At 68.0% G+C, this 16,814-nt stretch carries 16 protein-coding genes; 9 read left to right on the top strand and 7 right to left on the bottom strand.

Going from position 1 to position 16,814, the window contains the following annotated elements:
- Positions 1-256: 256 nt before the first annotated feature.
- From neuB to DPQ64_RS12375, 3 genes are read left to right on the top strand one after another with little or no spacing between them, the layout of a single operon-like run.
- Complete coding sequence (neuB, locus tag DPQ64_RS12385) at positions 257-1,324, top strand: N-acetylneuraminate synthase (RefSeq protein WP_115864637.1); 1,068 nt, start codon at positions 257-259, stop codon at positions 1,322-1,324.
- The gene (gene neuC / locus DPQ64_RS12380; protein WP_115864636.1) at positions 1,321-2,475 is read left to right on the top strand and encodes a UDP-N-acetylglucosamine 2-epimerase; all 1,155 of its coding nucleotides are present in this window, start codon (positions 1,321-1,323) and stop codon (positions 2,473-2,475) included. The genes neuB and neuC overlap by 4 nt, the downstream gene beginning before the upstream one ends.
- A 57-nt stretch (positions 2,476-2,532) precedes the next feature.
- On the top strand, positions 2,533-3,168 hold the full coding sequence (locus DPQ64_RS12375) for a NeuD/PglB/VioB family sugar acetyltransferase (RefSeq protein ID WP_115864635.1): 636 nt from the start codon (positions 2,533-2,535) through the stop codon (positions 3,166-3,168).
- Here the strand turns inward: DPQ64_RS12375 and DPQ64_RS12370 are convergent.
- The gene (locus DPQ64_RS12370; RefSeq protein ID WP_157971691.1) at positions 3,165-3,941 is read right to left on the bottom strand and encodes an oxidoreductase; all 777 of its coding nucleotides are present in this window, start codon (positions 3,939-3,941) and stop codon (positions 3,165-3,167) included. The two genes, DPQ64_RS12375 and DPQ64_RS12370, sit on opposite strands and share 4 nt — an antisense overlap.
- 207 nt (positions 3,942-4,148) lie before the next feature.
- Here DPQ64_RS12370 and DPQ64_RS12365 point away from each other — a divergent pair, with 207 nt between their 5' ends.
- The 5 genes from DPQ64_RS12365 (at position 4,149) to DPQ64_RS12345 (ending at position 8,860) form a co-directional block, all read left to right on the top strand.
- Complete coding sequence (locus tag DPQ64_RS12365; protein WP_115864633.1) at positions 4,149-5,276, top strand: Gfo/Idh/MocA family protein; 1,128 nt, start codon at positions 4,149-4,151, stop codon at positions 5,274-5,276.
- Positions 5,277-5,459: 183 nt separating this feature from the next.
- Entirely contained in the window at positions 5,460-6,164 is a 705-nt protein-coding gene (locus DPQ64_RS12360) for a LysE family translocator (RefSeq protein WP_115864632.1), read from the top strand.
- Between the two features lie 161 nt (positions 6,165-6,325).
- Positions 6,326-7,261, top strand: coding sequence for a replication factor A (locus DPQ64_RS12355; RefSeq protein ID WP_115864631.1), 936 nt, complete (start codon positions 6,326-6,328; stop codon positions 7,259-7,261).
- Entirely contained in the window at positions 7,262-7,909 is a 648-nt protein-coding gene (locus DPQ64_RS12350; protein WP_115864630.1) for an RPA family protein, read from the top strand.
- Positions 7,910-8,569: 660 nt separating this feature from the next.
- A complete protein-coding gene (locus DPQ64_RS12345; RefSeq protein WP_115864629.1) occupies positions 8,570-8,860 on the top strand; it encodes a hypothetical protein in 291 nt (96 codons plus the stop codon).
- A 55-nt stretch (positions 8,861-8,915) separates the two neighbouring features.
- Here the strand turns inward: DPQ64_RS12345 and DPQ64_RS12340 are convergent, their stop codons facing one another.
- The 5 genes from DPQ64_RS12340 to hutU form a co-directional block, all read right to left on the bottom strand.
- Positions 8,916-9,323: a universal stress protein gene (locus DPQ64_RS12340; protein WP_115864628.1), complete on the bottom strand. Its 408-nt coding sequence runs from the start codon at positions 9,321-9,323 to the stop codon at positions 8,916-8,918.
- Positions 9,324-9,415: 92 nt separating this feature from the next.
- Complete coding sequence (hutH, locus tag DPQ64_RS12335; RefSeq protein WP_115864627.1) at positions 9,416-11,071, bottom strand: histidine ammonia-lyase; 1,656 nt, start codon at positions 11,069-11,071, stop codon at positions 9,416-9,418.
- The gene (hutI, locus tag DPQ64_RS12330; RefSeq protein ID WP_115864626.1) at positions 11,064-12,353 is read right to left on the bottom strand and encodes an imidazolonepropionase; all 1,290 of its coding nucleotides are present in this window, start codon (positions 12,351-12,353) and stop codon (positions 11,064-11,066) included. The genes hutH and hutI overlap by 8 nt, the downstream gene beginning before the upstream one ends.
- Positions 12,350-13,312 carry a formimidoylglutamase gene (gene hutG, locus DPQ64_RS12325; protein WP_115864625.1) on the bottom strand — a complete coding sequence of 321 codons (963 nt, stop codon included), beginning with the start codon at positions 13,310-13,312 and terminating at the stop codon, positions 12,350-12,352. The genes hutI and hutG overlap by 4 nt, the downstream gene beginning before the upstream one ends.
- A complete protein-coding gene (gene hutU, locus DPQ64_RS12320) occupies positions 13,309-15,183 on the bottom strand; it encodes a urocanate hydratase (protein ID WP_115864624.1) in 1,875 nt (624 codons plus the stop codon). The genes hutG and hutU overlap by 4 nt, the downstream gene beginning before the upstream one ends.
- Before the next feature lie 87 nt (positions 15,184-15,270).
- On the opposite strand from hutU, the gene DPQ64_RS12315 reads away from it, so the two are divergent.
- Positions 15,271-15,915 carry a helix-turn-helix domain-containing protein gene (locus DPQ64_RS12315; protein ID WP_115864623.1) on the top strand — a complete coding sequence of 215 codons (645 nt, stop codon included), beginning with the start codon at positions 15,271-15,273 and terminating at the stop codon, positions 15,913-15,915.
- On the opposite strand, the gene DPQ64_RS12310 is transcribed toward DPQ64_RS12315, so the two are convergent.
- A complete protein-coding gene (locus tag DPQ64_RS12310) occupies positions 15,916-16,731 on the bottom strand; it encodes a mechanosensitive ion channel family protein (RefSeq protein WP_157971690.1) in 816 nt (271 codons plus the stop codon).
- Between the last annotated feature and the right edge of the window lie 83 nt (positions 16,732-16,814).

Below are 16,814 nucleotides of genomic sequence, written 5' to 3'. Positions count from 1 at the left end.
GCAGTTTTGTCCCGTAGTGAATTCATTTGTTAAATAGGATTCGTACCACCAAATAAAACTAGCGTTTTCAATTCTGGATTCGACAACTGGAGATGAATAGAACGTCTCGATGTCCGAGTGCGGGATAGCGCCGACCGGCGACGACAACTCGACGCGACCGGCGACGACATCGACGCCACCGTACCGCCGAACGAGCTCTTCTCACCGGTACTCGAGAAACAACAAAGTATAATGCTCTTTGAAAGGAAGAGGGGGTATGCGAATCGACGAGAGGAGAACGGGGGACGGTTCAGTGTTCTTCATCGCCGAGGCTGGAGTCAACCACAACGGAACTCTCTCTCGCGCACGGGAGCTGATCGACGTCGCTGCGGAGACTGGTGCGGACGCGATCAAGTTTCAGACCTTCACTGCTGACCGACTCGTCACGAAAGAGGCACCGAAGGCCAACTACCAGACCGAACGGAGCGGTTCCGAGGAGGTGCAGCGGGACATGCTCGAACGATACGAGCTGAGCGAATCCGATCACGAGGAACTGCTCGATTACTGCGAGTCGAGGAGGATAACCTTCCTCTCGACGCCGTTCGACGTCGAGAGCGCCAACCTCCTCGACGAACTCGACGTTCCAGCGATCAAGATCGGCTCCGGCGACCTCACGAACCACCCGTTGTTACGGCACGTCGCTCGATTCGAGCGCCCGATGATCGTGAGTACGGGGATGGCGACGATAGCGGAAGTCGAGGACGCCTACGCCGCGATACGGGAGGCGAGCGACGAGGTTCCAGTGACGCTGCTCCACTGCGTCTCGTCGTACCCGGCCGAGATGGACGCCGTCAACCTCCGCGCGATGGCGACTCTGGACGACCGTTTTCCCGTCCCGGTCGGCTATTCGGACCACACGACGGCACTCGAGACGCCGGGGTTCGCCGTTGCAGCCGGGGCGACCGTCGTCGAGAAGCACTTCACGCTCGACCGGACGCTTCCGGGGCCCGACCACGAAGCGTCGCTCGAACCGGGCGAACTCGTACGAACGGTCGAGATCGCTCGCTCGGCGGCGACCGCTCGCGGGAGTCGTGAGAAGGCACCGGTAGCTGCCGAGATGGAGAACAGGACGGTTGCACGAAAGAGCCTCCACGCTGCGACTGCCCTCGAACGGGGCGAGACGATCCGGCGGGACGCGGTGTCGGTCCTGCGACCTGCGGACGGACTTCCGCCTTCGGAACTCGAATCTGTCGTCGGTCGTCGCACGACGGCGGCGCTCGAACCGCACGACCCGATAACGGGGGCCGACGTCGAGGGCGACAACTGGAGTGAGGGACAGACGTGACACGGACCATCACCGTCGTGACCGGAACGCGCGCGGAGTACGGACTTCTCAAGTCGTCGATGACGGAGATCCGGCGGCGGTCGGAGCTACAACTCACGGTCGTCGCGACCGGAATGCATCTCTCCCGACAACACGGCTCGACCGTCGAGGAGATCCGCTCGGACGGGTTCGACGTGACCAGCACCGTCGATACGCTCCTCGAAAGCGACACGGGAGTCGGGATGGCGAAGTCGCTCGGACTGGGAATCAGCGGCCTCGCGGAGACGCTCACCGACATCGACCCGGACGTCGTGCTGGTTCTCGGTGACCGAAACGAGGCGTTCGCGGCGGGCGTCGCCGCGGCACATCTGCAGATCCCCGTCGCGCACGTCCACGGCGGTGACGCGATGCAGGGGGCCACGATAGACGACAGCATCCGACACGCACTCACAAAGTTCGCACACCTCCACTTCCCCGCGACCGAGCGGAGCAAGGAGCGGTTACTGGGCCTCGGGGAGGAGGAGTGGCGGGTGACGACGGTCGGAACGCCGGGGGTCGACGACGTCGTCGCTGGCGAGTACGACGACGCCAGCGTCCTCAGAGCGGAGTTGGGATTCGACGCGGAGCGGCCGCTGCTGCTCGTCGTCCAGCATCCGGTGACGACACGGCCACGACGGGCGGGCGAACAGATGCGACGCACGCTCGACGCGGTCACCGACTTCGACGGTCAGATCACCGTCATCTATCCGAACACCGACGCGGGCGGCAAGCGGATCATCGAAGCGATCCGGTCCCACCCCGAGTCGGAGCAACTGACGACCTACGACAACCTGCCGCGACGGCAGTATCTCGGCCTTCTCGACGCGGCGGACGTCATGATCGGCAACTCCAGTAGCGCCATCATCGAAGCGCCGTCGTTCGGTCTTCCGGTCGTCGACGTCGGCCCGCGACAGACCGGCCGAGAGCGTGCGGCGAACGCGACGAGCGTTCCCCACGAGACCGACGCGATACGGAACGCCGTCGACGCCGCACTCCACGACGACCGCGTCGAGCGGCGAGCACGGACGTGCGACAATCCGTACGACCGCGGTGGAGCGGGGGAACGAATCGCAGATCGATTGGCGACGGTCCCACTCGACGACGACTTGCTCACGAAACGGATCACCTACTGATGATGGTCACGAAACGGATCGTCTACCGATGACACCCACGAAACGGATCACCTATCGATGAAAGTCCTGTACTGTGCAGGCGAACAGGCGCGAGTCGTCCTCGACATCCTCGACCGGCGGGACGAGGCGGACGACGTGGTCGTTCTCGACGACGACCCGGATCGACACGGGGAACGGATCGGCGACGCGGAAGTCGTCGGCGGGAGCGAGAAGCTACCGGAGTTCGACGCCGCCGAGACGCGGGCGCTCGTCGCGTTCGGTGCGAGCCAGGGCGTTCGACTCGAACTCGCGGAACTGATCCGGAAGCGAGGAATCGAGTTCTTCGAAGCCATCGACGACGACGCGACCGTGTCCGCGACTGCCACGCTCGGCGAGGGCGTCACCATCAACGCACAGACGTACGTGGGGCCCGGCGTCCACCTCGACGACCACGTCCTCGTCGACAGCGCCGTCAACCTCTCGCACGACGTTGCGGTCGGTGCCGGGAGCATCGTCGCTCCGAACGCGACGCTCGCAGGCGGGGTTCGCGTCGCCGCCGACGCGTTCGTCGGCGCGGGTGCGACCGTTCGCGACCACGTCGAAATAGGCGAGAGTGCGCTCGTCGGCGCAGGATCGGTCGTCGTCGAAGACGTCCCGCCGGAGGCGACCGTCGCTGGCGTTCCCGCAGAGCCCCTCGAACAGTCACGACGCTAGCTGATCGTCCACCCGCCGTCGACCACGAGGTTCTGTCCGGTCACGTACGAGGCGGCGTCGGACGCCAGGTAGACGACCGCACCGACGAGGTCGTCCGGATTCGCCATCCGTCCGAGCGGCGTTCGCTCCTCGTACTGCCGGACGAAGGTTTCGCCTTGGTCGTTGTACACCCCGCCGGGACTCACGGCGTTGACTCGAACGCCGTGTTCGCCGAGGTACGACGCCAGATACCGCGTGAGGTTGAGAACGCCGCCCTTGATCGCGGCGTACTCCACCGGACTCGTCAGGTCCGTTCCCTCGTACAGGGTAAAATCGGGGGCCTGTACGCCGTAGATCGAGCCGAAGTTGACGATGGAACCGCCGGTTTCCTGTGCTCTCATCGCGGCCGACGCCCGATACGCGGCCGAGAAGTAGCTGTTCAGATTGAGGGTGACGTTCTCCTCCCAGTCGTCCAACGTCATCTCCTCGTACGACTGCCCGTAGTTCTCGTTGCGCGGGTAGGCGCTGTTGACGAGGACGTCGAGCGAACCGAAGTTCTCGACCGTCGTCTCGATCAGCGTCTCCACGTCGTCTTCGTCGGTAACGTCGACCGACGCGAAGTGGGCGTGTCCGCCGATCTCGTCGGCAACCTTGCCCCCGCGACTGGCGTCCACGTCGGCGACGACGACGGTCGCACCGTGGTCCGCGAGCCCGCGACTTACCGCTCGTCCGATGAGTCCGGCACCACCGGTAACGACCGCCGTCTTCCCGTGGAGGTCGAACGCGTCCGTCATCGTCGCGCTCCAGCCGAAGGCCGGTCGGCGAGTCGGTGATTCGGTCGCGGCCGCGTTCGCCGGCTGTTCGTCGCGAGTCGGATCGTTCGCAATCGTTGCATAGATCTCTTTTCGGCCCGAAGGCATTAAAATACGAGCCATTTTTAGAACATTCCAGAATTCACAAAATCAAAATAATAAAGGCAGCCCGTCTGGACCCTTCACTAAATGACGTACAAGGCTGGTGTCATCGGGTTCGGTCGGGTCGGCCGGAACCACGCCGAGGCGTTCATCGAATCCGACGAGATCGACCTCGCGACGATCTCCGACCTCGACGAGACGTTGGTCGCCGAAATGGGCGAGCGGTGGGGCGTTCCGGACACCAATCGCTACTGCGACCACGCCGCGATGCTCGACAGCGAAGCGTTGGACGTCGTCTCGGTCGCGACGCCGGACCGTTACCACCACGCTCACGTCCTCGACGTCGTCGAGTCGTCGGCAGATCCGGACGTCATCTGGTGTGAGAAACCGATTGCGACGACGGTTAGCCGCGCCGACGAGATGGTGGCTGCCTGCGAGGAGGCCGGCGTCGAACTCGTCGTCAACCACTCCCGGCGGTTCTCGTCGCTGTTCGAGACCGTCCACGAACTGCTTCACGACCGAACGCTTCTCGGCGAGGTGCAGTCGGTGCGCCTGTTCGCCGGGGCGGAGTTCCTCAACATCGGCACGCACTACGTCGATCTCGTCCTCTATCTCCTCGACGCGAAGGTTCGAAACGTCCGTGGTGGGTGCGTCGAACCGGTGGCGTCCGAGGGGGCCACCCGGTTCGAGGGAGGGGGAACGTTGGTCATGGACAACGGCGTCGTCGCGTACGTCGAGCCACGACCCACCGCTGCGAGTCGGCTCACCGTCGAGGGGACCGCGGGGACCCTGTCCTTGCCCCTCAGCATCGCAGCGGACGCCCCGCACGAGGTGCGCTACCGGCGCGTCGACGAAGACGGGTGGACGTCAGTCAGTCCGCCGGAACCGCTCGAAGAACTGTGGCAGACGGACATCTCGGGGCGACACTCGACGCACGAATCGGGAATGGTGCCCGCACAGCGACTCTTCGAAAACGCCACCGAACACATCGCGGATGTCCTCGCAGGTCGCGCCACCAACCCGTCGCCGGGAACGCGGGCGACTCACGGACTCGAAACGCTCGCCGGAATGGTCGTCTCGGAGTACGCCGACACCAACGTCACGCTCCCGCTCGCCCGTCCGTTCCGGGAGATCCCGCTGCAACTGGACGAGCCCCTGGACGTGACCGGGGGAGCGGGACGACGTGATTCGAGAGACGAGTCCTCGACGCGATAACCTGTGCTGATCGAGACGCACCCGAACGGCCAACTGACCGACCCGGCCGGACGAACTGGTGGGAAGGGAGGGGGAACTTGCGGGTGAGGGTCCGAACGCTTCGAGGCTCCCGGTTCGGGTTCGGCTCGAATTACGGAAAGCACCACGTTTACCTCCCGCACTGCCGATGGCTACCCTACTCGAATGCTCACGGGCATCGACCTCCAGACCTACCTCGTGTTCGTCTCGGCCGCGATGGCGCTCATCCTCACGCCCGGCCCGGACACCGTGTTCGTGCTCACGCAGGGCGTCTCCGCGGGCAAGCGCGGCGGGGTCGCCTCCGCGCTGGGAGTCAGCACGGGCATCCTCGTCCACACGACCGCCGCGACCCTCGGACTCGCCGCGCTCCTGCGGGCGTCCGCGCTCGCGTACGCGGCGGTCAAGTACGCTGGGGCGGCCTACATCCTCTACCTCGGCGTGCAGACGATCCGGCGGCGCGACGAGTTCGAACTCTCCGGGGGCGCTTCCGGCGGCGCAGCTGAAACCGCCGACCCAACCGCGACAGGCCCCACCGCGACCGACGCCGACCTCGCGAGCGGCTACCTCCGCGGGGTGACGGTCAACGTGCTCAACCCGAAGGTCGCGTTGTTCTTCCTCGCCTTCCTCCCCCAGTTCGTCGGCTCGGGCGCCGGTTCCGGAGTTGGGGCCGCGACGCCGGCCGTCGAGATGCTGGCGCTCGGCGGAACCTACGCCGCGCTGACCGCGCTCTACCTCGGGACGGTCGGCCTGCTCTCGGGCGGCGTCCGGTCGGTGCTCCGGGCTCGCCCCCGCGCGGCGGACGGCCTGCGCTGGGTGTCCGGGTCGGTGCTGGTCGGCCTCGGCGCGGCGCTCGCGCTCGAATCCTCGTAGGCGGGCGTCCGCATAGGTGCGACTCCTCGGAGGCGGGAAACGGCCGGAGAGCCGTCGAGAGCTTCACCTTCACTTTCACTCCGGGTACCAAGCGTTTTATACCATAGCGCACTAACCCGTCGCATGTCTCCCGAAGAAAACGACGCGGAGACGGATACACCATGAGCGATGTGCGCCAGCACGCCGAAGAAGTCAGCGAACAGTTCTCCGAGCATCTCGACCTGTCCGTCGAGGAGGTCGAGGACCGCCTCGACAACCTCGTCAACGAGTACCGGGTCCCCCTCGAGGAGGCCCGACGCAGCGTCGTGAGCCACTACCTCGACGAGGCGGGACTCGAACGCGACGAGATCCGCAGCGGTGGCGGCGGCACCGAGCAGATGAACGTCGAGGACGTGGACCGCGACGAGATGTGGCTCGGCCTCACCGCCAAGATCGTCGACCTCTGGGACCCGCGGAGCGACGCCGTGGGACAGGTCGGCCTGCTCGGCGACGAGACGGGCCGGATCAAGTTCACCAAGTGGGCCGACTCCGACCTCCCGGAACTGGAGGAGGGAACGGTCTATCGCCTCGGCAACCTCGTCTCCGACGAGTACCAGGGCGACTACTCGGTGAAGCTCAACCGGACGACCACCGTCGAGGAGGTCGACGAGGAGATCGAGGTCGGCGACGACACCGTCGAGGTCGAGGGCGCGCTGGTGGACATCCAGAGCGGCTCCGGGCTGATCAAGCGCTGTCCCGACGAGGACTGCACCCGCGTACTCCAGAACGGCCGGTGTTCCGAACACGGCGAGGTCGAGGGCGAGTTCGACCTCCGCATCAAGGGCGTCCTCGACGACGGCGAGGAGGTCCACAAGGTCATCCTCGACGAGGAGGCCACCGAGGAGTTCACCGGTATCGGCCTCGAAGAGGCTCAGGAGATGGCGATGGACGCGCTCGACACGACCGTCGTCGCCGAGGAGATGCGCGAGCAGACCCTCGGCCGGTACTACCGCGTGAGCGGCCCCACGATGGGCCGCTACATCCTCACCAACGAGGTTGAGGAGCTCGCCGGGCCGGCCGACGCAGAGGACGTTCTCATCAAAGCGAGGTCGATCTAAATGTCCGGAACACCCACCCGAGAGGTCGCCCGCCGCGTGTTCGCCGGCGAGTTCAACGACGCGACCCACACGTTCAAGGAGTCCGACGAGGAGCGCGCACCGGTGTACGCCCTGCTTCCGACCGGCGAGCGGGCCAACCGCATCTTCGTGGTCGGTACGCTCACCGAGACCGAGGACGTCGGCGAGGACAGCGAGTACTGGCAGGGACGGGTCGTGGACCCGAACGGCGACCCGTTCTTCGTCTACGCGGGCCAGTACCAGCCCGAGGCTGCGAGCATGCTCCGCGAGCTCGAACCGCCCGCGTACGTCGCGATCACGGGCAAGCCCCGGACCTTCGAGACCGACGACGGCACGGTGAACGTCTCCGTGCGACCCGAGTCCATCACGCTGGTCGACGCCTCGACCCGCGACCGATGGGTGGTCGAGACGGCCGAGCGGACGCTCGACCGCATCGAAGCATTCGACGACGACACCAACGAGTACGCCCGGATGGCCGACGAGCAGTACGGCTCCGACCTCGGGCAGTACCGCCAACTGGTCATCTCGGCGCTCGAAAGCCTCGACGAGAGCGACGGCGGGGCGGCCGACGAGGCTGAAGAGGCCGGGACGAGCGAGACCGACGCCGCCGAACCCGAACCGCAGGGCTGACTCCGGGCCGCAGGCCTCAGCTCCGGCCCGCAGTCGGCCAGGGCTGACGCGACGACTGCAGACCGGAACGACGACGATTGCAGTCCCAGACGATTGCGACTGCAGGCCGAAACGAGAGTCACGGTTGCGCGAGTGCGCTCGCGGTCGCGCAACCGTGCCAGCATCGCCACGCAACCGATCTCGGGGGGACCGTTGCGGGGGAGACTGAGAGACAGGAGAGTACGCGACCACGGGAGAACAGCCCACCGACCAGCCCAGCGACCGCGCTTCGAAAGTGCGCCGGGTGGTACCAGCACCCGTCGCTGGGCGTGCCCCAGATACGAGCAGCCCAATGTCTACGGATACGCCACGGTCACAAGAAAGTACCGGGACGATCACCGGACCGCACGACGGCACCGACAAGGACGGCGATCTCGACCACCGCTACTGGCGGTGCCGGCGGTGCGGTCTCGAGAGCATCGACTCGCGGCTCCGCGAGGGGTGTTTCAGGTGCGGCGCGGCCGCCGCGCGCAGTTCTGCGGGGGGCGGCCCCCCCGCCCGCGCGGGGGGCGGGGACGCGGGCGGCGCTCTTCCGTGCGGGGGGCGGCCGCGCCGCACGCGAGGAGCGCGAACAAGCCGACGACGAGTCCGAGGTCGAGCGCGACCGACCCGAGGTGGAGCGTGGTTGACGACCGCGCGTCGCCCAGCGCCGGCTGGCGGGAGGTCGCCCGCGAGATGGGTGTCAGCACCGACGCCGAGGAGCCGGTTCGCGGTTGTCCGACCTGTGGTCGGGAATCGAAGAACGTCCTCCGGGACGTGTACGAGTGCGAAGAACACGGCGTCTTCCGGGCGTCTGCGGGGGCCGGCGAGGACTCGCCGGCCCCCGCAGACGCCGCCGCGGACGACTCGTCCGACGGCGAACGCGACCCATCAGAGGAGGCGACCGACCGGGCGACCGGCCGCGCCGATTGACGCCGACTAATCGGCCCGTTCTCCGACCGTCCCGCTCGGACTGGTCAGCGGCCGACTACTCGGCTTCGCCGGCCTGTCCGGCCCCGATGACGAGCACGGGCCGGTCGCTCTCCAGCAGCACCTGCTGGGTCACGCTGCCGAACAGCGCCTTGCCCGTGGGCGAGCGCCCGCGGGGCGCGAGACACAGCAGGTCGGCGTCCAACTCCTCGGCGGTCTCGATGATGGCCTCCGTGGCGTCGCCGCTCGACTCGGCGTACCCGACCTCGATCCCCGCGTCTTCGAGGTGTTCGGCCGCCCGGCGGACCGCGGCGACCTGATGGACCGACGCGCCCGAGGGGTTGTCGGTGAAGTCGTGGAACAGCTTTACCTCGATCTCCTCTCCTTTGGGGAGGTCGGCGATCGCGCGGGCCTGTTCGAGTGCGCGCTCCTCGTCGGTGCCGATGGCCGCGAGTATCCGGTACATACGCGTTCGTTCGAGGGCCCGCCTCTTAAGTTTCGCACCGACTCTCGGTTCCGGGGAACCGTCACAACGCCTTTCGCTTCGCCCCGAGCAGCTCAGTCGAGTGACTCGCCGAGCGCGTCCTCGACCCGTTCTTCGAGCAGCCCCGACGCCACGAGCGCGTCGGCCGTCTCGATCTCCTCGTGGAGGGTCCGATCCTCGACCAGCGGCGGCACCGCCTCGCGGACCGCCTCGTAGGCCGCGCCGGTGCCCACGCCGTGGTCCAAGTCGTCGTCTCGCGGGCGGTGCCCGCTCGACTGCTCCGCGGCCATCGCCTCGCGCGTAACGAACTCCGCGGCCTGCGCGCCGCAGAGCAGTTCGATGCCGACCACGGTGACGGCGTTCTCGACCGCGGCGCGCGCGTCGAACGCCGACTGGGCGCTCATGCTCATGTGGTCCTCCTGATTGCCGCTCACCGGCGTGTTGTCCATCGAGGGCCGCCCGGTCGCACGGTTCTCGTTGACCAGCGCGACCGCGGTGTACTGGGCGATCATGTAGCCCGAGCGTAGCCCCGACTCCTCGGTGAGAAACGCCGGGAGATGAGACTCCTGGACGTTCGGGTTCACCATTCTGTCGACCCGGCGCTCGCAGATGGCGGCCAGTTCCGTCACCGCGTTCGTGAGGTAGTCCAGCGGGAGCGCGAGCGGTTCGCCGTGGAAGTTCCCGCCCGACAGCACCGCGGCCTCGTCCGTGCCGGAGGCTCGCGGGTCAGTCTCCGCGGCGTCGAAGATGAGCGGGTTGTCGGTCGCGCTGTTGAGTTCGACCTCCACCGCTTCGCGGAGGTGGCCTATCGCGTCCCGGACCGCGCCGTGGACCTGCGGCAGACACCGCAACGAGTAGGCGTCCTGCACCCGGTCGCAGTTGCGGTGGGACTCGACGATCTCCGAATCGGCGGTGAGCCGCTTGACGTTACGCGCGCTCTCGGCGTGGCCCGCGTGGGGCCGGACCGCGGCGATGGAGCCGTCCGACGACGCCGTGGTCCCCATCGTCACCTCGGTCGTGAGCGCGCCGGCCACGTCGGCCGCGCGGACGGCCCGCTCGGCGTCCACGACCGCGAGCGCCGCGAGTCCGACCGTGAGCTGAGTGCCGTTGATGAGCGCGAGGCCCTCCTTGGCCCGGAGTGTGAGCGGTTCGAGATCGGCCGCGGCGAGCGCTTCGTCACCTGGCAGTCGCTCGGTGCCGGACTCGCTTTCTACGTCCGCCTCACCCTCCCCGATCAGCACGAGCGCGAGGTGCGCGAGCGGCGCGAGGTCGCCGCTCGCGCCGAGGCTCCCCCGCGACTTCACGACCGGGTGGATTCCCTCGTCGAGCATCGTCAGGAGGTGGTCGACGACGACCTCGCGGACGCCCGAGTGGCCCTTGACGAGCGCGTTGAGTCGGCCGAGCAACAGCGCTCGGACCTCCTCGCGGGCGAGTTCCCGGCCCGCGCCCGCGGCGTGGCTCCGGACCAGATTCAGCTGAAGCTGTTCGATCTCCTCCTCGGGGATGCGCTCGTCGACGAGTTCGCCGAAGCCCGTGTTCACGCCGTAGACGGCTTCGCCGCTCTCGACGACTTCCTCGACGCGCTCGCGGGCCGTTCGGACCCTCTCGCGTGCGTCCTCCGGTACGACGACCGGCGCGTCCTCGCGGGCGACCCGGGCGACGTCTTCGGGTTCGAGGGTCTCGCCGTCGGCTTCGACCGGACCGGCGTCCGATCCCGACTCGTCAACCACGATAGACCACCTCGCCGCCCTTCAGCACGGTGTCGACCGCGTTCACGCCGAAGTTGTACGGGACGTGGACGTAACTCGGCGCGTCCAATACGGCGATGTCGGCGGGCGCGCCCTCCTGAAGCGTCCCGACTTCGGCTGGCAGGTCGAGCGCCGTGGCGGCGTTCGTGGTCGCGGCGACGAGCGCCTCGGCGGGCGTCATTCCCATCTCGACGCACGAGAGCGACGCCGCGAAGCCCATGCTCTGGCTGTAGCAGTTGGGGTTGAAGTCCGTCGCGATGGCAACGTCCGCGCCGGCCTCGACGAACTGCCGGGCGTCGGCGTAGTCCGCGCCGAGGCCGAACGCCGTCCCGGGGAGCAACACCGGCACCACGTCGTTCTCGACGAGCGCCGCTACGTCCTCCTCGGTCGAGTGGAGCAGGTGGTCCGCGCTCGTGGCCCCGACCTCCGCGGCGAGCTGCGTGCCGCCGATACGGGCGAGTTCTTCGGCGTGGACCTTCGGCGTGAGTCCCGCCTCTTTGCCCGCCTCCAGTACGCGCCGGGACTGTTCGACCGAGAAGACGCCCTCCTCGCAGAACACGTCGCAGAACTGGGCGATGCCCTGCGACTCGACCGCGGGTATCTGGTCGTGGACGACCTCCTCGACGTACTCGTCGGCGCTCCTGCCTTCCGGCACGGCGTGAGCGCCCATGAACGTCGGGACCACGTCGACCGGATGGCGGTCGTCGGCGCGGTCGATGAGCTCCAGCATCCGGAGCTCCGTCTCGGTGTCGAGCCCGTAGCCGGACTTGACCTCGACCGTGGTCGTCCCGTGGGCGAGCATCTCGTCGAGGTGCCCGAGCAGGTTGGCCAGCAGTCGCTCGTCGCTGGCCTCTCTGGTCGCGCGGACCGTCCGGAGGATGCCGCCCCCGTCTTCCAGGATCTCCTGATACGTCTTTCCCCGGAGCTTGGCCTCGAACTCGTCGGAGCGGTCCCCGGCGAACAGCGCGTGGGTGTGCGGGTCCACGAACCCCGGGATCACCGCCTTCCCGTTGGCGTCGACCGCGTGGGCCGCGTTCTCAGGCGGGAACTCGCGGGTCACTGGTCCGGTGGGACCGACCCGCGCGACCCTCCCGTCTTCGACCGCGACCGCGGCGTCCTCGTAGACGGCGAGTTCGGTGTGAACGTCTCCGTCGCGCTCGCCGTCCGTTCGCTCCTCGCCGTCCGCTTCGTCCGCCCGGTCCTCGTCGGTCGTTTCGAGCGTGACGACCTGCGCGGCGTCGTGGACGACTGCCGTCAGCGTCATGACCCACCCTTCGCGCCACGGGCACTTAGCAGGTGGGCGACGGCTCGCGCCCCGGCGGTCGCGGTCAGGTTCGTCGTCCCGGGTTCGAGCGGCGGCGCGCACTCGACGACCTCGAAGCCGGCGAGCCGGTCTTCCGCGCCGAAAAGTCGCAGCATCCGGAACAGCTCCCGCGAGGAGATCCCGCCGGGCGTGGGCGCGCTCACGCCGGGTGCGGCCGACGCGTCGAGCACGTCGAGGTCCACGCTGACGTAGATGCGGTCCACGTCGCCCATCGCGTCGATTGCGCGGTCGACTGCGGCGACTTCGTCGTCGCCGACCTCCTCGCTCGTGACGACTTCGCCGCCCCGCTCGCGGACGAACTCGGCGTACGCCGTGGAGGTCTCGAAGTGGCGCGCGCCGACGCAGGCGTAGGCGTCGAGCCCCGCCTCGTACAGCTGGCGGTACGGCGTCCCCGAGGTCGGCCCCACGCCCTCGCGAACCTCTCGCACGTCGAGGTGGGCGTCGAAGTTGATGACGCCGAGCGAGTCGTCGTCCAGCAGCGGCGCGGCGTTCGGGTAGGTCAGCGAGTTGTCACCGCCGAGGAACACCGGGAACGCGTCGGTGTCGTGGACCTGCTCGGCGACGCCCCGGACGCGCTCCTGCAGATCGGCGACGGAACTGTCGTCGGTCGCGAATTCGCCATCGCCCAGCGTCACGTCGCCGAGGTCCGCGACCGACCCCACCGGCCCCGCGTCGAAGTGGTGGGTCTTGGTGCCCGCGAGTCGCTCGCGGAGGGCAGCGGGGCCTTCGGCCGCGCCCGTGCGACCGATGACCGCCCGGTCGAACGGTTCCCCGACCAGTACGGCGTCGAAGCGGTCGGCGTCGTCGATGCTCGCCAGTTCGACCACGTGGCCGAACTGCTCGTCGTTCGAATCGTTCGAGGGTCCCATCCAATCGGAGGTGCGTTCGAGTCCGGTCATTCGTCCGCCCTGTCGCGCATCGGCACCGCGACGTTCGACGCCTCGGCCTCGTCGATAGCTTCCTCGTATCCGGCATCGGCGTGGCGGATCACGCCCATGCCCGGGTCGGTGGTGAACACCCGACGAGCCTTCTCGGCCGCGAGGTCGGAGCCGTCGAGCACTACGTGGTTGTTCGCGTGGAGCGCGTTCCCGATGCCGACCCCGCCGCCGTCGTGGACCGACACGATGTCGGCTCCCGCCGCGCAGTTGAGCAGCGCGTTCAGGATCGGCCAGTCGGCCACGGCGTCGGAGCCGTCGCGCATGGACTCGGTCTCGCGGTTCGGACTGGCGACGCTCCCGGCGTCGAGGTGGTCGCGCGTGACGACGACGGGGGCCGAGATCTCTCCCTCGGCCACGAGGTCGTTGATGCGGAGCGCGAACCTGGCGCGCTCGGTGAGAGCGTCCCGGTCGTCGCCCTCGTCGCCCGCTTCGGCGGCTTCGCTGCCTTCGTCTCGATGCGGCTCCGGCGCATCGCCCGCTTCGGCTTGATACCCCAGCCAGCAGACGCGGGAGGGCAGCCCTTGGAACTCGACCTGCTCCTGCGCGAGGTCGATCCAACGGTGGAGGTGGTCCTTCTCGGGGAACAGTTCCTTGACGGCCTCGTCGGTGCGGTGGATGTCGTCGGGGTCGCCCGACAGCGCGGCCCACCGGAACGGTCCCTTCCCGCGGCAGAACAGCGGCCGGATGTACGCCGGCACGAACCCGGGGTAGTCGAACGCGTCGTCTCGCCCTCTGTTCTCCTTCACCTGCCCGCGGATGTTGTTACCGTACTCGAAGGCGATTGCGCCCTCGTCCTGCATCGCGAGGATGGCGTCGACGTGGCGCTCCATCGTGTCCAGACTCTCCTCGCGGTAGCGCTCGGGGTCGTCCTCGCGGAGTTGGTCGGCCGCCGCGACGGTGTAGCCCGAGGGGTAGTACCCTTCCAGTTCGTCGTGGGCGCTGGTCTGGTCGGTGATCACGTCCGGGACGAAGTCGCGGTCGAGCATTCCCTCCAGCATGTCTGCGGCGTTCATGTGGACGCCGACCGAGTAGGCTTCGCCGGCCTCCGCAGCCGCTCTCGCCTTCTCGATCGCCTCGTCCAAATCGTCGGTCTTCTCCTCGCAGTAGCCCGTCTCGATGCGCCGGTCGATGCGCTCTTCGTCGACCTCCGCCGCGATGCAGACGCCGTGGTTCATCGTCACCGCGAGGGGCTGTGCGCCGCCCATCCCGCCGAGGCCGCCCGTGACGACGATCTTGCCTTCGAGGCCCCGGTCGTCGGGGTAGTGCTGGGTGGCCAGTTCCGCGAGGGTCTCGTAGGTCCCCTGGATGATGCCCTGCGTGCCGATGTACGCCCACGAACCCGCGGTCATCTGGCCGTACATGATGAGTCCCTTCGCTTCGAGCTCGTGGAAGTGCTCCCAGTTGTCCCACTTGCCGACGAGATTGGAGTTGGCGATGAGGACTCTGGGCGCCTCTTCGTGGGTCTCGAACCGGCCGACCGGCTTGCCCGACTGGACGAGCAGCGTCTCGGCGTCGTCCAGCTCGCGCAGTTCGGCCAGAATCGCGTCGTAGGCATCCCACGACCGCGCGGCGCGGCCGGTGCCGCCGTAGACGACGAGTTCCTCGGGCTTCTCGGCCACCTCGGGGTCGAGGTTGTTGTTCAGCATCCGGAGCGCGGCCTCCTGTCGCCAGCCCTCACACTCGATGTCGGTGCCGGTGGGCGCGCCCTGGTACTCCTGCCACTGGTCGCTCGGCTCGCCGATAGACCACTCGGGTTCGGCGTCCTGCTCGTCTCCCGACCCGGCGTCATCTCGCTCCTCGGTTTCGGGGTCGTCTGGTCGGCCTTCGCTCATGGAGTAGTGTTCGGGCGCGAGACGCAAATACCTGAATACCACCATAAGGAGGGTATTTTAAATACCCCGGAGGAGAATCTCCGCGAGATGCACGAGGCGCTCCTCGGAATCACACACCCCGGCGCGTACGCCGCGGCGACCGCAGGCACCGACACGACGGTCGAACTCTGGTGCAACGATCACTGCGACCTCCTGCACGTCGGCGGTTCGGGCGGCGAGGCGGTCGTAGCGCACGTCGAGGAGGTAGTGGGGGTCCGCGAGCGAATCGAGGAGGACGACGAGCGCCTGCTCATCACCGCCGAGTGCCTGAAAGAGCGCGAGGACGACCCCATCGAGGCCCGGCTCGCCGACCACGACTGCCTGCTGGTCCCGCCGCTCCGATACGCCGAGGGTCGGAAGTGGTGTCGGGTACTGGCGCTCGACCCCGCCAACCTCACCGCGTTCTACCGCGACGTGGCTGCGGAGTTCCCCGTGACGGTCGAGCGCAAGCGCGAGGTCGGGTCCGTGACCGCCGATCAACCCCTGCTCACCCTCGACTCGGCGCTCCCGGACCTCTCTCCTCGGCAGCGTGAGACCCTCCGGACCGCGGTCGAAATGGACTACTACCGAATTCCGAGGGGGAGTATGACCGCAGAGGTCGCGGCCGCACTGGGCGTCGAGCGACGGACCGCCGAGGAGCACCTCCGGCGGGCGGAGAACAAGGTGGTCGCGGGACTCGCCGAGTACCTCTGACTACCAGTTCTGCGGCAGGTCGATACCCGCCGCCGCGAACCGCTCGCTGACCGCTTCGAGGTACGCCGAGCGGATGGTCACGAACGCCTCGCGGGAGGGCCGGTCGATCCAGTACCTCGCCTGCACGCCCGCCCGGCCGTTGTCGAGTTCGACCACCCGGACGGTCGGCGACGGCCGGTCGAGCACGTCCTCGTGGTCCTTCGCGGCATCGACGAGTAGCGAGGCTACCTCGCCCAAATCCTCCTCGTCGTCGACGTGGAAGGTGTGCGAGAGCCGGCGCGGGGACTTGGCGACCGCGTTGACCACGGCGGTGGTGGCGAGTTGGGCGTTGGGCACGGTCAGGAGTTCGTTGTCGAACGTCCGGACGCGAGTCACCCGGAAGCTTACGTCCTCGATGATGCCCTCCCTGTCGCCCCAGCGGATCCAGTCGCCGATGTTGAACTGCGGGTCGGTGACGATGAACACGCCACCGACGAGGTTCGAGGCGATGTCCCGGCTGGCGAACCCGAGCGCGACCGTGAGCGCCGCGACGATGGTCGGCGGCAGCGAGAGCAGGTAGCCGTAGTCGGCGGTGTCGAGCGCGAATCGGAGCGCGACCACCGCGACCGCGGCGTGGAGGAGTTTCACGAGCGCGCTGGCGACCGTCTGCTGGATGCGCCGGGTGCTCAGCGCGCGCTCGGCCAGCGGGACGAGGACCCGGCGACCGACCGCGTACAGCACCGCGAACGTGACGACGAACACGCCGACGTCCCAGAGGATGCCGAGGTAGCCGTCGAACGGCAGAGCAGACACGTCGATTTGGAGAGACGTTCGCACTGTCGGGAAATCCACGACTGACGCGACCCTCAATATTCCGGCCGTTCAGTCGAGTGCGCGCCCGGCGGCGCGGTCCGGACCGC

The sequence above is a fragment of the Halorussus litoreus genome, assembly GCF_003382685.1.
GTDB lineage: Archaea > Halobacteriota > Halobacteria > Halobacteriales > Haladaptataceae > Halorussus > Halorussus litoreus.
This window is presented reverse-complemented; position numbering and strand designations above follow the sequence as displayed.

What these genes read in the sequence shown, in the direction of transcription:
- hutI (WP_115864626.1), bottom strand. Translation starts at nt 12,353, where the DNA reads ATGACGCTGACGGCAGTCGTCCACGACGCCGCGCAGGTCGTCACGCTC.
- DPQ64_RS12375 (WP_115864635.1), top strand. Translation starts at nt 2,533, where the DNA reads ATGAAAGTCCTGTACTGTGCAGGCGAACAGGCGCGAGTCGTCCTCGAC.
- DPQ64_RS12360 (WP_115864632.1), top strand. Translation starts at nt 5,460, where the DNA reads ATGCTCACGGGCATCGACCTCCAGACCTACCTCGTGTTCGTCTCGGCC.
- DPQ64_RS12355 (WP_115864631.1), top strand. Translation starts at nt 6,326, where the DNA reads ATGAGCGATGTGCGCCAGCACGCCGAAGAAGTCAGCGAACAGTTCTCC.
- DPQ64_RS12370 (WP_157971691.1), bottom strand. Translation starts at nt 3,941, where the DNA reads ATGACGGACGCGTTCGACCTCCACGGGAAGACGGCGGTCGTTACCGGT.
- DPQ64_RS12350 (WP_115864630.1), top strand. Translation starts at nt 7,262, where the DNA reads ATGTCCGGAACACCCACCCGAGAGGTCGCCCGCCGCGTGTTCGCCGGC.
- hutU (WP_115864624.1), bottom strand. Translation starts at nt 15,183, where the DNA reads ATGAGCGAAGGCCGACCAGACGACCCCGAAACCGAGGAGCGAGATGAC.
- DPQ64_RS12365 (WP_115864633.1), top strand. Translation starts at nt 4,149, where the DNA reads ATGACGTACAAGGCTGGTGTCATCGGGTTCGGTCGGGTCGGCCGGAAC.
- DPQ64_RS12315 (WP_115864623.1), top strand. Translation starts at nt 15,271, where the DNA reads ATGCACGAGGCGCTCCTCGGAATCACACACCCCGGCGCGTACGCCGCG.
- neuB (WP_115864637.1), top strand. Translation starts at nt 257, where the DNA reads ATGCGAATCGACGAGAGGAGAACGGGGGACGGTTCAGTGTTCTTCATC.
- DPQ64_RS12340 (WP_115864628.1), bottom strand. Translation starts at nt 9,323, where the DNA reads ATGTACCGGATACTCGCGGCCATCGGCACCGACGAGGAGCGCGCACTC.
- hutG (WP_115864625.1), bottom strand. Translation starts at nt 13,312, where the DNA reads ATGACCGGACTCGAACGCACCTCCGATTGGATGGGACCCTCGAACGAT.